Annotated in this window: 16 protein-coding genes; 15 read left to right on the top strand and 1 reads right to left on the bottom strand. The window is 37.1% G+C overall.

All coding sequences use genetic code 11. The features are described 5' to 3' along the window. Positions 1-71: 71 nt before the first annotated feature. On the top strand, positions 72-410 hold the full coding sequence (locus ACAN52_RS01650; RefSeq protein WP_378951226.1) for a hypothetical protein: 339 nt from the start codon (positions 72-74) through the stop codon (positions 408-410). Between the two features lie 21 nt (positions 411-431). Continuing rightward, complete coding sequence (locus tag ACAN52_RS01645) at positions 432-2012, top strand: type I restriction enzyme HsdR N-terminal domain-containing protein (protein WP_378951223.1); 1581 nt, start codon at positions 432-434, stop codon at positions 2010-2012. Positions 2013-2196: 184 nt separating this feature from the next. On the opposite strand, the gene ACAN52_RS01640 is transcribed toward ACAN52_RS01645, so the two are convergent. After that, the gene (locus ACAN52_RS01640; RefSeq protein ID WP_378951807.1) at positions 2197-2550 is read right to left on the bottom strand and encodes a transposase; all 354 of its coding nucleotides are present in this window, start codon (positions 2548-2550) and stop codon (positions 2197-2199) included. Between the two features lie 78 nt (positions 2551-2628). Between ACAN52_RS01640 and ACAN52_RS01635 the strand changes: the two genes are divergently transcribed. The 13 genes from ACAN52_RS01635 (at position 2629) to ACAN52_RS01575 (ending at position 14728) form a co-directional block, all read left to right on the top strand. After that, on the top strand, positions 2629-2868 hold the full coding sequence (locus ACAN52_RS01635; protein WP_378951221.1) for a hypothetical protein: 240 nt from the start codon (positions 2629-2631) through the stop codon (positions 2866-2868). A gap of 226 nt (positions 2869-3094) precedes the next feature. Further along, on the top strand, positions 3095-3550 hold the full coding sequence (locus ACAN52_RS01630; protein WP_378951218.1) for a hypothetical protein: 456 nt from the start codon (positions 3095-3097) through the stop codon (positions 3548-3550). 413 nt (positions 3551-3963) lie between these two features. Further along, positions 3964-4401 carry a hypothetical protein gene (locus tag ACAN52_RS01625; protein WP_378951215.1) on the top strand — a complete coding sequence of 146 codons (438 nt, stop codon included), beginning with the start codon at positions 3964-3966 and terminating at the stop codon, positions 4399-4401. Between the two features lie 927 nt (positions 4402-5328). After that, the gene (locus ACAN52_RS01620; protein WP_378951804.1) at positions 5329-5505 is read left to right on the top strand and encodes a sporulation peptidase YabG; all 177 of its coding nucleotides are present in this window, start codon (positions 5329-5331) and stop codon (positions 5503-5505) included. 596 nt (positions 5506-6101) lie between these two features. Beyond that, on the top strand, positions 6102-6533 hold the full coding sequence (locus tag ACAN52_RS01615) for a VOC family protein (protein WP_378951212.1): 432 nt from the start codon (positions 6102-6104) through the stop codon (positions 6531-6533). Positions 6534-6852: 319 nt separating this feature from the next. Beyond that, positions 6853-7458, top strand: a complete 606-nt coding sequence (locus tag ACAN52_RS01610) for a TerD family protein (protein WP_378951209.1) — start codon at positions 6853-6855, stop codon at positions 7456-7458. Positions 7459-7492: 34 nt separating this feature from the next. Then, a complete protein-coding gene (locus ACAN52_RS01605; protein ID WP_378951206.1) occupies positions 7493-8074 on the top strand; it encodes a TerD family protein in 582 nt (193 codons plus the stop codon). Positions 8075-8111: 37 nt separating this feature from the next. Next, positions 8112-8687 (top strand): TerD family protein, encoded by a 576-nt coding sequence (locus ACAN52_RS01600; protein ID WP_378951203.1) that lies wholly within the window; start codon positions 8112-8114, stop codon positions 8685-8687. 138 nt (positions 8688-8825) lie between these two features. Beyond that, complete coding sequence (locus tag ACAN52_RS01595) at positions 8826-9506, top strand: TIGR00266 family protein (RefSeq protein ID WP_378951200.1); 681 nt, start codon at positions 8826-8828, stop codon at positions 9504-9506. A 24-nt stretch (positions 9507-9530) separates the two neighbouring features. Next, positions 9531-10253, top strand: coding sequence for a TerC family protein (locus ACAN52_RS01590; protein WP_378951197.1), 723 nt, complete (start codon positions 9531-9533; stop codon positions 10251-10253). After that, on the top strand, positions 10253-11422 hold the full coding sequence (locus ACAN52_RS01585; RefSeq protein ID WP_378951194.1) for an HpcH/HpaI aldolase/citrate lyase family protein: 1170 nt from the start codon (positions 10253-10255) through the stop codon (positions 11420-11422). Before ACAN52_RS01590 ends, ACAN52_RS01585 begins: the two co-directional genes overlap by 1 nt. Beyond that, entirely contained in the window at positions 11388-13892 is a 2505-nt protein-coding gene (locus tag ACAN52_RS01580) for a phosphoribosyltransferase (RefSeq protein WP_378951191.1), read from the top strand. The genes ACAN52_RS01585 and ACAN52_RS01580 overlap by 35 nt, the downstream gene beginning before the upstream one ends. Further along, on the top strand, positions 13889-14728 hold the full coding sequence (locus ACAN52_RS01575; protein WP_378951188.1) for an HAD family hydrolase: 840 nt from the start codon (positions 13889-13891) through the stop codon (positions 14726-14728). Before ACAN52_RS01580 ends, ACAN52_RS01575 begins: the two co-directional genes overlap by 4 nt. The last annotated feature ends 73 nt before the right edge of the window (positions 14729-14801 follow it).

Below are 14801 nucleotides of genomic sequence, written 5' to 3'. Positions count from 1 at the left end.
ATAAAATTCACAGGTAATTTCTAGAGCAATGATTCAGTTAAATGATAAAAAATAAAGAGGAAGGAATAAGTATGAAATTATCAAAAGAGATTACATGGGTAAATGTGTCAGAGGTAAAAGAAGTTAAACGTACTCAAAATACAAATATATACATTACAGCAGCGTGCATGGAGGATAGTGATGAGGTGCATATATGTCTACGAGAATTTGCTAGGTTTAGAACCAGAGAAGAAAAAACACTAGGAATGCAGATTGAGGAGTGTCCTTATCGGCAAACTCATAATGGGGTTACTTTTCGGCAAGAGCGATTAGGGGAACTGATCACCAAGCTCCAGGAATTATATGACGATTTGTTTACCAGGGTTTATTATGAGGAGTATGAACTAAATGGAACAGCTAATGCTAAGTAATTATTTTAAGGTGGTATTTTTATGCTAAAAAAGTACTATCGGTTAGGGAAACAAGCGTTGTTTGATCAATCGAGAAAAATTTTTGTTCTAGATGGTCCTGAAGAAAGGGTGCGTCAAGAATTTGTTCAGAATCTTGTAGAAAAATATGACTATCCAATTCAAGTTATATCTACAGAATATCCGTTATATCATATCGATCCTAGGTCGCGTAGAAGAGCTGATATAGTAGTTTGGGGATATGATGCAGAAGAAGAACAGGGAAGACCTGTTTTTGTAATTGAAATTAAAGCACCAGATGTTCCATTAACAGATGAGGTTAAAGAGCAAGTACTTGACTATCAAAAAATCCTTAGTTGTAAATTTGTTGCAATATGTAATAGCTGCGATCTATTTAATGCAAAAGTTTACCATATGAGTAATGACGGAAATTGGATGTTATTAGAAGAATTCCCGACGTATGAACAGATTTTGAATGAAACAGAGCTTGAATTTCTAGATGATTCTGTTTGGGCTGAAAGAATGTCTTATATGGAAGTTACGAATCCACAATATCTGGAATCTTTAATCTTTGAAGAATGTATTTTAGGGTTAGAAACACCGAAGGTGATGCAAGGATTAATTGCTGAATTTAATAACTTTCTACTCAGCGAACCAATCGCTCCATATCTTCCGATCAGCTATGGGGGATTGACGATAAAAGAGGATATCGGGATCAGTCACCGTAATTATGGTAACGCCGCAGGCAGTTCAGTGAGAGCCTTTTTCAGAAGCTTCGTTATTCAGGATATTGATGGTAACGATCAAATATATCGCCTTGCAATTAAAGCTGAGCAAAAAACACAAAATCACCCTAAATGGGGTAATCGAAAAGCAACTACCACGTTGTTTTTAGCGATCGATGATTTTGACTTGGCTCCACATACAACATTGGGGCTTTGCTTTGATACTTCTGCTAAAATTAATGATGATGTATTTGTTATAACTCATAGTGGTAGAATGGCAGCAGGCAAAGGGGGATCTGTTAAGAATCAAGTAGTTATAGATAATGTAAAAAAATACGCTCCTTTTTTAATTTGTGATAAACTTGTTCACTTAGGCATGCTTCCTGTTGGCAGGACTATTTCTTGGAATGATGCGAAGGATTTTTTATTAAAACTGTTTGTTTACGGAAACGTGAGGGACAAAGTTAGAATGATGCATAAAGAGGAGGTTTTTATCATAGATAAAGATTTACTTAAAAAAGAAAAAATGAAAAAAGTAGTGCCTACAGAATTTTCCAAAACTTATATGGATAGGGAAAATAGAATATTTATTAAGCAAGAGGGGATCACCTTTGAAGAATTGAAAAATATGGTGGCGATGGGCCAACGGTATCCTGTTCGTATTTTGCTGAAAGAGAATCGGGATGAGGGGTTATTAACTGAATGTGCAGTAGTATGGGTTTCCAATCGAATAATAATGGTAGTCCTTAATGATCCTGATAATATTGAGGAATTAATTGGATGCTCACAAGAAGAGTTTAAGAAGAGTGCGTTAGTCAGTGATGCAGGTGGGAATATAGAGTTTGCAGTATATCTTGAAATTACAAAAAATGAATATTGATTGCTAACGAAAAGGATATAGTGGGAGCTGTTGAAGTATTGAAGAATCATTGAGGGAGATGAGAAGAGGTTATTTGTCCCAATAGAATATAATGTTGTCAATATATCATACATAATATGACTTATTAAATTTAAAATGGTTTTCGCCGTTAGAGATGATACGTAGCATTTGGACGATGGGGACGTCAGGCTGTGCGAAAACACTCAAAAATTTGTGTAGATATTAGCTTCAATTGCCGATATTCAATAAAAATAGAGGTAAAGGCCAAAGAAAGCCCTGAGAACTTCCTAATAGCCGCAATTAATCTGTCAGTTCCTAAAATATTGAGCACGCGTTTTCGGTTATACATCAAACAATACATAACCGCCTCGCCTTTCACTTTTTCAATTCCGCGCAACAAGAAGTAAGAATATCCTAAAGTACGCTTTATTGTACCAAATGGATGCTCAACTATCATCTGCTTTCGTTTATAAAGATTTAGATGATTAGCTAGTCGCTCATCCGTGCGAGCCATTACTTCGTGATATTCTCCATGTATTATTTGTCGTCCTTATGACGATGGGGACGTTCCTTTTTTTGTCATTAAAATGTTATACAACATGCTGTGAAAGCAGGTATGGTAGCAAAGATGGAAGGCTATAGGCATAGTAGATATAGAGAATATCTTAACGGTGCAAATGTAGCAGATACAATATTTTCCTTAGCTATGGTAAGAAGAAATGAATGGATATGCCTGCATAATATTTTTCAAGAAAAAATTGGAGTATCGATAAAAATTCCTATGAATGATGAGCAAATACGTCGAAAAATCCAGTTTATTATTGATGGCAGAAAATCATATGAAATGGCATCTTGACCGAAGTGAGAGCATGAGACTGTAATTCGGCAGTTAAAAAAGGAAGGATTATCGATACGATAAATTGAAATGGCAACAGGGATATCACAAGGTATAGTAGCAAGATGTTGACAAAATAGGAACGTCCCCACTGTCTAAAAAGCTATATGATAAAGCCAAAAGACTTAGTCGGAAAAAAGAGAGTAGCGAATATTATTTATTTTATTATGCAAAATTGAATTATGTTGTGCCGATAACTTTTCAATCTATGGTCGCTTTAGTTGTAGATTTAGATGGAAAGCTTATTAATGATATATATTGCCAAGATCCTAAATATAAAGTAGAAGAACTTCATATTTGTGTATTTCCGTTGGAAAATAGCACTATTGTTATGATGTTTATTGACTCAACGGATAAACGATATAGGAGTTTCTATAAAAAATTTAATACATTATCTTTGAAAGAACAATTATCTATAATTAACTACATTATTTTTTTGTATTCGGAAGAGATGTTTCTTTCAAAGGATTTGTCAAATGAAGTTTTGCAAAATCAAAATTTGCTATACGCGTCAAAACAAACAGGTCTGGCTGTATCAAAAAATTATAATATGGATGCAATTAAAGAGGCAAAAAAAATATATGACCTAAGTAGGGCTAGTGAAGTTCCTTGTTTGTTAGATCAAAAATATAAGATTAGGTAAATATAAAAATTAATTACATTCCCTGTTACTGCAATAATCAAGCAGTAACATTCAACTATTAGGTAGTAGAATACTTATGACAGGAGAGAACAGGGGACGGTAAAGTATCTTGGAATAAAAAACTAAATGAAGTATAAAGACGCTTCACCGTCCCTTATCATTCCGAAAGTAGGGGAGGATGTACCCAGAAGATGCTAGCTATAAAGCAGGTGAGAATCCTGTTTGGTAAGGTTACTCTGCTTTGAATTCAAAGTGGTGATCTTAGACTTAAGCGATACAGTCCGTTAAGACTGAAGTGAAGGGGCGTTGAGTTACTCATGCTATAGTATTTTGCACGAATCGTTGCCATATCATTTTTAGAATAAATTATATGATTTATTTACATAAAACTAAAAAATTGTGAGGGGTATAAGATGGATTACAGTAAGGGGAGAAATGGTCATCGCATGGAAATAACTATTGAACTTTTTCAGAATGATCCTAATGTAAGTCGAGAAAATATTATTGAAGAAATTACTAAGCGTAGCAAAAATATAATAAATGAGGACACTGCTGGCTGTATAAAGACGATGCTGGATCTATTAAAACAGGGGACAATTAAAATAAAAAATTCTAAAGTTGTTGTGCCAGTGGTCAATAGCACATTGCTTAAAAATTTAAAAACCGAGCCAGAACGAGGCTGGTTCCTTACTGCTGAAGCATTAAGGATTGAAAAAGCATCTGATACTGATATATTAGAATTGGCAAAAAAATATCAAGTAGACTACATCGGCTCAAGGGGATGTATTCGCGCTGGTGTGCGCAATTTGTACCAAAAAGGACTAATTGAATATGCCACTGTAACTAAGTAAGTAGAAAGGACCTAATTGCATCGACGATAATATAATTGGTTCTTTTAATGAAAATGTTATAAACTCCACTCTGATACATTTTTTCTCAGTAATTTTAGTTTTATCCTTAACTTCAGATTCAGTATTTGTAAGAACGTTTAGGTGGATGTTCGTTCCTTTTTTAACGAACTTTTCTGCTAGGTGAGTATTCCGGAGCACATTGTACCACCTGTCCGGCCATTGGATACTAGCTGTAAGTTGTATTCTTTTTGCTTTTGTGGAGGATACCGTAAACATGTATACCTGTAAAGGTTGCTACGTACTGCAGTTGCGGCAAGGTTTTGACAAATATACATGTTTCCAAAGAATATTAATCGAGCAAAAACAATGTGGTATCATAACGCCGGAATGCTGGTACTGTTGCACAAGAATATTCACTAGGGCTCAATGTGAGCAGAAATCATATGTTTAGCTTGAACATGGATTCTGCGATGGTATCACGAATTTTTTTATCGACATACGATATGCATCCATACAATATATCGGAAACTACAATTTCGTTACGTAGAATTCTACTTGACCCTTTATGAAAATGCTATTGCAGAATTTGAACGGGAAAATGCTGAGTAATTATGTTTGTGTTGTAAAGAAATTACTGTAAGAAAAATCTAAACGAACTCAGCCCCAGCACGATAAAACAATTTGCTTGTTCTGGGGCTGGGTTTATTATCAACAGCAGCTTGAGATAGATGAATTAAATTTTGAGTAAAAAATAGAAGTTAAATTTCATAAACCAATGAATATAATGTAGCAACGGAGGTGAAAAGTATGCCAGTAATACATATTGGTAAACCCTCAGAAGCAGCATTAGATCGACTTCATCGGTTTTTTCATGAACTCATTTTAGAAATACTTAGTGGTAAACGTAAGTGTAAAATCTAAGCGCGTATTTTTATTCATGCGTATGATCCAGTATTTATTGCTGAAAAAGTGGCTTTTACACCCATCAATAAAACCTTAGATATTAATGATGCCATTACAGCAACGGTCACAGGGATTGAAGGTGTAGGGGGAATTGAAACAAGGGGGAAATTCAGGTTAGGCTTACCGAAGACGCCTTATTGAGTCTATGCTTATTTTAAAATTAATTCTTGGTGAATAATAAAGGCGCAATGGCGACATTGTATCTTTGTTATTTACCACTAGACGATAAGTAGCGGTAATTCAATTCAGTATTCCCGTGCAAGACATAGGGGTTATTATTAAACACGATTTTGCCTGAATTCGCTTTAGTTTGTTTTCTAGTAAACCTTCGCACAGTCTGACGTCCCTTCTGGCTTTGAAAAATGCGATAATCTAAGGAAAATGATGAAAAATCTTGCATTGCGTATGATGCGTTGTGCAGGATTTTGCTATTAAAACAGGAAAACATAACTATAAAAGAATTATTTTTTATGAATGAAATATATAAAATTAATTCTTAATGTAAACCAAAGTATTAAAAAACTATATGAATCAAGGGGAGGGTCCCTATTAAGTCAGGAACAAATCGGAATGGTAATTGAGGTGGAAAAAGAGACAATCTGGACACGTCCAAACCCAAAGTTACCATGTGTTTTTCAAGACAAAAATGAAGGTTTTTTACTTAATTTAGCTGAAACCGTCCCCCACAGCGAGTCTTCCTACTGCGAGCATTGAAAAGATGAAAGGAGAAATTCATCATGAACAGAATCAGCATTATTTGCCTCGGCGTAAAGGATATGGCTGAATCTATCCGCTTTTATCGCGATGGGCTTGGCTTTGCCACCGATGAAAAAGAAGATACTCCCAAGGTGGTTTTCTTTAACACTACTGGCACAAAATTTGAACTGTATCCATTGGCGCTTCTAGCAGAGGATATTAACGAGAAAACCCCGCCAAAGATTGCCGCAGGATTCGCTGGAATCACGCTGGCCTACAATGTGAAAAGCGAAGCCGAAGTGCATGACATCATGGAACTTGCGAAAAAAGCGGGAGCTGTTATTGCCAAAGAACCGCAGAAGGTTTTCTGGGGCGGGTACAGCGGATATTTTACCGACCCGAACGGCTATTATTGGGAAGTCGCATATAATCCGCACTGGTCATTCGACGCGAATGATATGCTTGTGTTATAAAGAAATCACTGTAAGGATAACTCCAAATAAACTCAGCCCCGGCGCGATAAAGTAATTTGTTTGTGCCGGGGCTGAGCTTATTGTCAACAGCAGTTTGAGAAAGATGAATTTAAATTTCACTTGATGAATGCTAATTGTGCAATGGTAATGTTGCACAGTTAGCATTCATTTATTATTTTACTATAGGAATATAATGGGATTAAAAATGGAATAATTTATATAATCAATATGAAATCTATAAAAAAATGGAGGATTTAAAGAACATTGAATCGAATAGACAAAGGTAAGTATTATTTGTTACATGTGAAGGGAGTCAGTTATGGCGATCAGTTTACAAAAAGGTCAAAAGATTGATTTAACTAAAGGTAATGCTGGGCTTTCAGAACTAATTGTTGGTTTGGGTTGGGATCCTGTAGAGCAATCAGGCGGTGGGTTTTTGAGTGGCTTATTCGGTAATAAGAAAGCCGAATTTGACTGCGACGCATCAGCAATATTGCTTGATGTCAACGACAAATTTACTCGCAAAGAACATGTGATTTTTTTTAATAACCTAAAAAGTCCTTGCGGTAGTGTCACTCATTTGGGAGATAATCTTACTGGTGGGGGCGACGGTGATGATGAACAAATTATAATCCAATTAAATAAAGTACCGGACAATGTACATAAAATAGTTTTTGTAGTGAATATTTATGATTGTCAGAAACGTAAACAAGATTTTGGCATGATCAAAAATGCATTTATCCGTGTGGTCAATAAAGGAAATATGGAAGAAATCACTCGGTATAATTTAACGGATAATTATGCCGGTAAAACGGCGCTTATTGTTGGTGAAGTATATCGTCGCCAAGGAGAGTGGAAATTTGGCGCTCTTGGGCAAAGTACCCAAGACACTTCAATTAATGCAGTGGTTGGACGTTATGTTTGATGAGTAAACTCATAAAAAAATAGGAGGAATTCACATGGCCGTTAGTTTAAGTAAAGGTCAAAAGGTAGACTTAACGAAAACCAACCCTGGTCTTAAAAAAATTGTGATCGGTTTAGGTTGGGATACAAATAAATATGATGGTGGTCATGATTTTGATCTTGATGCATCTGCCTTTATACTAGCTGGTTCAGGTAAAGTAAAAGATGAAAAAGATTTTGTTTTTTACAATAATCCTAAAGGCGCAGATGGTGCCGTCGTTCATACTGGTGACAATCGGAGCGGTGTAGGTGATGGTGATGATGAGCAAATTAAAATCGATCTGTCTCAGATTCCTGCTGGCGTTGAAAAGATAGCCATTACGATCACCATTCATGACGCAGATGCACGTAAACAAAGTTTTGGACAAGTTGCTAACTCTTATGTGCGTGTTTTCAATGAAGATGGAGGAACGGAGCTCATTCGCTATGATTTGGGTGAAGATTTTTCGATTGAGACAGCGATCGTTGTTGCTGAACTCTATCGTAATGGTGCTGAGTGGAAATTTAATGCAATTGGCAGTGGTTTTAAAGGTGGCTTAGGTGCTCTTTGTACTAATTTTGGCCTAAGTATTGCCTAAACATCATTTGTTAAAAAAATAGTGGGAGGTCTTGAACATGGGAATTAATTTAGGTAAAGGTGAAAGAATTAATTTATCCAAAGAAGCACCAAGCTTGAAAAAAGTAGGTGTAGGTTTAGGTTGGGATACGAATAGTACGGATACAGGTGCTGCTTTTGATCTAGATGCCTCTGTATTTATGCTAGGTGCAAATGGAAAAATACCGACTGAAAAGAACTTCGTATTTTATAATAATTTAACATCTCCTGATGGCGGTGTGAAACATACAGGTGATAATCTGACTGGCGATGGTGATGGGGATGATGAAACCATTCTGGTTGAATTGGCGAAAGTGGACACAGCCATCAATGAATTAGTTTTTGTTGTGACGATCCATGAAGCGGAAAAACGCAAACAGAACTTTGGTCAAGTTCGTAATGCTTTTATTCGTCTTTATGATCAAGAGAGCAATAAAGAAGTTGCTAAGTATGAACTTGATGAAGATTTTTCAAAAGAAACGGCCATTGAGTTTGGTAAATTATACAAGAGAGATGGTCAGTGGAGATTCCAGGCAGTTGGACAAGGCTATAATTCAGGGCTGCAAGGTTTTGTAGACCGTTATTTTGCTGGTTAAAGGCCAAAAGTTAAAAAGATAAAGATAAAGGCACTCGATTGCAGTTGCGGACACAAAGAACACAAAGGGTATAAAGTGCCTCTTTTGTGACTCTTTGTGTCTTTTAATTTTAGTAATGTTGAATAAGTGGAGGTTTTTATGGATTACGAAATTTTATACCCAGGTGCTTTCCCGTTATTAAAGGTTCAATTAGCGCAAGGGGAGACTCTCAAAGCTGAATCAGATGCTATGGTATCCATGGCGACGACGATTGATGTGGAAGGTAAAATGGAAGGCGGATTATTGGGTGGTATTGGACGGATGTTGGCAGGAGAAAAGTTTTTCTTTCAAACTCTCAATGCGCGTCGAGGGCCTGGTGAAGTATTACTTGCGCCGTCCATACCTGGAGATATTGTTGACGTGGAGCTAGATGGTAGCTATGGGCTCGTCGTACAAAAAGATGGATTTTTAGCTGGTTCTATGGGCGTCGAAGTATCGAGCAAAATGCAAAATTTGATGCAAGGTCTATTTTCAGGTGAAGGTTTTTTCACATTGAAGGTCAGTGGCAAAGGCACGGTATTTCTGAATTCCTATGGTGGTATTCATGCGATTAATCTAGAGGCTGGGGAAGAACGAATTATTGATAATAGCCATCTTGTTGCATGGCCTGATTATATGGATTACAAAATTGAAAAAGCATCTTCAGGTTGGATTTCTAGTTTTACATCAGGGGAAATGTTGGTTTGTCGTTTTAAAGGACCGGGGGTAGTGCTGATTCAGACTCGAAATCCCCAAGGTTTTGCTGATTGGGTAAAAGAACTTTTACCAGGAAATAAATAGTGTATCATGGTTGGAGGCTTATAAATGAGTGAATTTATTAGTGGGATTATAGTTAACTATTCCCAATTTTTTAACATGAATGCTTTTCTGAGTGTTGTTTATAATCCAGTAAATTGGGCGGTTATTGGTAGCTTAATTGTATTAGAAGGTCTTTTGTCTGCGGATAATGCCCTAGTATTAGCCATTATGGTAAGGCATTTACCAAAAAAACAACAGAAAAAAGCACTGTTTTATGGCATATTAGGTGCCTATCTATTTCGATTTGTTGCCATTGGTTTAGGCACCTATTTAATAAAAATTTGGTGGATTAAGGCTGCTGGAGCCCTTTATTTATTATGGATGGCTCTTCAATTCTTTTTAAAGAAAAAAGAAGAAGAGGAAGAAGAAATTACTACTGTACCAGCTGGTTTTTGGCGCACGGTACTGACCGTTGAGATGATGGATATTGCTTTTAGTATTGATAGTGTGCTCGCTGCTTTTGGAGTGAGTGATCAAGTTTGGGTACTCTATTTGGGAGGGATCTTTGGCGTTATGATGATGCGAGGCGTTGCACAGGTTTTCTTAACTCTGATTGAACATTACCCAGAGCTTGAAACGACGGCTTATGTGTTGATTGGCATTATTGGGGCAAAAATGATGGCCTCTGTATTTGATATTCATGTGACTGATGTTGTATTCTTTTCTACTTTAGTCTTAATTTTTCTAAGTACTTTTGTCATTCATCACTTGCGTAAGCGTGAAGCATAATGCGTTACTTTAATTATCTCTCAAATGAAGAACAGCAGTCTTTATTTTTTCTGCCGCCTCAATCGATTACTACTCAGGATAAATCTTTGTTAGAGTATGCCTTAGGGGCGACCTTATATATGCCTGCAACACGCAAAACGATTGCGCAGGATATTATTGATGGTAAGCTAACAGGTTTAATGTCCATGGTTTTATGTCTAGAAGATGCGATTGGTGATCGTGAGGTCAGTAGCGCTGAGCAATCAGTGGTTGACCATCTTGGACAATTGGCACTGGCTGTGACTCAAGGAATTATTTCTTTGGAAGATCTTCCCCTTATTTTTGTGAGAATACGTAATGTAGAGCAAATGTGGCGAATTGCAGAAAGCTTGGCAGACAATAGAAGACTATTAACAGGCTTTGTTTTTCCAAAATTCACAGTGGATAATGGCTATCGATATCTTGAAGCCTTAGAGACAATGAGTAAGTATCAGCAGCAACCCATATATGGAATGCCCATATTAGAATCTTCAGAAGTGATTTATATTGAAAGTCGATATAATAACTTACTTAACATCAAAGACCTCTTAGATCAATATCGGTCCCTTATTTTAAATGTTCGAATTGGTGCTACGGACTTTTCAGGTTTATTTGGTCTTAGGCGTAGCCCAGATATGACGATTTATGATATTAAAGTCATTGGTGGTTGTATGAGTGATATTATTAATGTGTTTGCAAGACCTGATTCTAATTATGTAATACCAGGCCCTGTATGGGAATTTTTTTCTAGCGATCGGGTATTCAAACCGCAATTGCGTCGCAGCCTTTTTGCTGATCATTTGGGAGATACAGGCATGCAAATGAGGGAGAATCTTATTTGCCGTTATATGGATGGACTCATTCATGAAATTATCTTAGATAAAGCCAATGGTTTAATTGGTAAAACCATTATTCACCCAAGCCACATAAAGCCCGTTCAGGCATTGTGTGTCGTGACTCATGAAGAATATATGGATGCTACGAGTATTCTTTCAAATGCGACTGGGGATATTGGTGTCATCGCGAGTCAATATGCCAATAAGATGAATGAAGTAAAGCCACATATGCGTTGGGCAGAAAAAATAATGAAAAAATCGAAAATTTATGGAGTATTTAATGAACAACATAACTTTACCAGCTTGCTTACCTAATTATTATTCCTATGATATTTTGGAACAATTAAAGGTTGAAATTCTTGTTGAACGTAATGTTTATCAAATTCCCATAGATGCATTGTTTTTAATGGCAGCCAGAAAAAATACTAAACGCGGTTTTTTATTTGTGAGTAAGATCTTGGGTAAGCATATTCCTGTACATCCTTTCATTCCTTTTGTTGGTGGCGCTGCGTTGGCGGCACGTTATGCCAGTTTGATTCATAATGAAAAGGGATTTGAGGAAAAATGTGATTTTGCTCAAGCTTTTGTTCATCAAGAAACGTTAGAAAAGACTTGGTCATACACAAGGGAAAATTTATTGTCATTACCAGAAAAAACATTGTTTATTGGCTTTGCAGAAACGGCAACGGCTTTAGGACATAGTGTATTTAGCTCTTTTTCTGAGAATGCTTCTTATATTCATACCACTAGAGAAAACATCTTAGGAATTGATAATGTTTTAAATTTTGCAGAAGAACATAGTCATGCGATGGAACATTATTGCTATGCCATTGATCCGACTTTGTTCGAAAATGAAGATATGATTGTCTTGGTTGATGATGAAATTACCACAGGAAAATCAGCCCTCAATTTTATCAGAGCCATTCAAAGTCGATATCCAAGAAAGAGATATGGAGTTGTTTCTCTTTTGGATTGGCGTTCTGAGAGTGAAAGGCAAAGATTTGTGGATATAGAAAAGGAACTAGGAATTTGTATTTATACCGTATCCCTCGTGTCAGGATGTATTACTGTCACGGGAAAACCAGTTCTTGCCTATCAAGAAGAATCTAGGGATCGACATAGTTCCTTAGAAACAATGGAAACAGTTGTAGAAACCCTCGTTCTTGATCATAAGCTAGGATCGTTACTCAACTTTTCATCACTAACTATGGACGGAAAAAGAAATCCCTTGCCTTACTTATATTCCACTGGACGTTTTGGCATGAGTAGTAAGGAACAGATCGATATAGAAAACAAGTTTTCTGAAGTAGGCACTTTGCTGAAACAAAAAAGACAAGGGGAAAAGACATTGTGTCTTGGAACTGGGGAATTTATGTATCTTCCCTTTAAAATTGCTAGTTATATGGGGGAAGGCGTAAGTGCTCAATCTACCACCCGCAGTCCGATTCATCCAGCAAAGCATGCTGGCTATGCTGTACAAGAGGCAATTTCTTTTGCCGCGCCCAATGACCCTGGGATTACCAACTATGTTTATAATATTCCTACAGGGTATTATGATGAAGTGTTTATTTTCTTCGAAAGAACAGTGAATGCACAAGAACTTCAGCCTTTATTGGAAGCCTTTGCACCTTTGCAAATTCCTAAAATATATTGTGTAATTTGTGTTAACACTCCTATCATTCCCGCCCCCCAGCCAATCGGAAGTTATAGCCCCCAAGATGTTGTTTTTTTACTGAAAAATATTGATGGCTTAGTTCCGGAAATTGATAATCAGAAGCGGGAAGAGGCCATACAGGGAGGGACTCATTATTCAGAAATGCTGCCGGTTGAATATCAGCCTACAGCAGACTATCTTGCATTATTTCATGAAATACTTCAAAATACAGGGCAAAAGATTGCCTTGGCTACTGCCGTTGTTGCAGAGCAAATTCTAAAACGAAGGGGTCAATCTGTTGTTTTAGTATCCCTGGCAAGGGCGGGTACGCCAATTGGTATTTTGATTAAACGCTATTTAGCGCAAAAGTATAAGATTGAATTGCCCCATTACAGCATCTCAATCATTCGTGGCAAGGGAATTGATGAAAATGCTATCTTATATATCAAGCAACAGCATCCTGATTGTGCGATACAATTTATTGATGGGTGGACAGGTAAAGGAGCCATCACAACTGAATTAATTGAGGCTTGTCAGGTTTTTAATAAACGGTATGGTGTGGAAATCGAACCTGATCTGGCTGTTCTTGCTGATCCGGGATCTTGTGTATCATTGTATGGGACGCGTGAGGATTTTTGTATTCCCAGTGCGTGTCTCAATTCCACAGTATCTGGTCTAATTAGCCGCACAGTGCACAGAAATGATTTGATTGGTCAATTTGAATTTCATGGTACTAAATTTTATAAAGAATGGCTAGAAGAAGATGTTTCTCAACTTTTTATTGATACCATCGTTGGTCACTTTCCAGTGATTGCTCAGGAGGCGATGAGGGTTGTTGAAGAACGTTTGGTTGAGCAAACAGCTCCGACATGGGCAGGATTACAAAGTATTAAAAAGTTGCAAACCCTTTTTGAAATTCCTACGATTAATATGATAAAACCTGGTGTCGGAGAAACAACACGAGTTTTACTCAGGCGTATTCCTTGGAAAATACTTGTTGATTGCCGATCGAATCCTAATTTGCAGCATATATTATTATTGGCTCACGAACGGGGTGTTGAGGTAGAAGAATTTCCAGATATGGCCTATTCATGTTGTGGGTTAATTAAAACAATAGGGAGCGATTTATGATTTTTGCGAGTGATCTTGACCAGACTCTCATTTATTCTCCCAAATCATTTCGACTGTTAGCAGAGGAACTCGCGCCAGCGATCACTTCGATTGAACTTTATGAAGGGCGAGAGATCTCATTTATGGCTGATGATGCAATCGCTAAGTTGCAGGCAATTGTAAACCATAGTTTTTTTGTACCCGCTACTACGCGGACCATTGATCAATATCGACGGATTTCTTTATTTCATAACAAAATAAAGCCTGCCTATGTGGTGGTGAGCAATGGGGGAAATCTGATCATTAATGGTAACGTGGATACTGATTGGCAAAAAAACATGGCTAGGAAGATCATACAACTGTGTTTGTGTGCAGAAGATATGTTGACTAGTTTTAAGGAATTTTGCCATGCTTCATGGGCTGGACCAATACGAATGGCGGATGATTTGTTTTATTATTGTGTTGTAGAACGAGATAAAGTTCCTATTAGTGAGCTTGAAAGTTTTTCCTTATGGGCTCAGGCACAAAACTGGAATGTATCACTGCAGGGGCGAAAACTTTATATTGTGCCGCAAGTTGTTAATAAATGGGCTGGAGTTGCTCATATACGAGAACTTTTGCAGGAGGAAATAGTCGTCGCTGCTGGTGATTCGCTTCTTGATTTGTGTATGCTCAAGCAGGCAGACTATGGAATTGCCCCATGTCATGGAGAATTATGGGATCGTTATTCTCGCGGTGAATTAATAGGGCAGGAGATAAAATTTACCAATCAAGCTGGCATTTTAGCATCCAATGATATTTTGAATTATGTGGATGGACAGTCAAAGAATAACTCGATTTGTGGAAAAAGGGCTTAGGTGCCCTTGCTTGTAATCAAGAAGAAATCTATTTTCTGATTAATTAATAAAAAATCTTGTTACTATGACCCTT

Origin of the sequence: Pelosinus sp. sgz500959 (genome assembly GCF_042610375.1) — a bacterium.
Lineage (GTDB): Bacteria > Bacillota > Negativicutes > DSM-13327 > DSM-13327 > CTSoil-075.
This window is presented reverse-complemented; position numbering and strand designations above follow the sequence as displayed.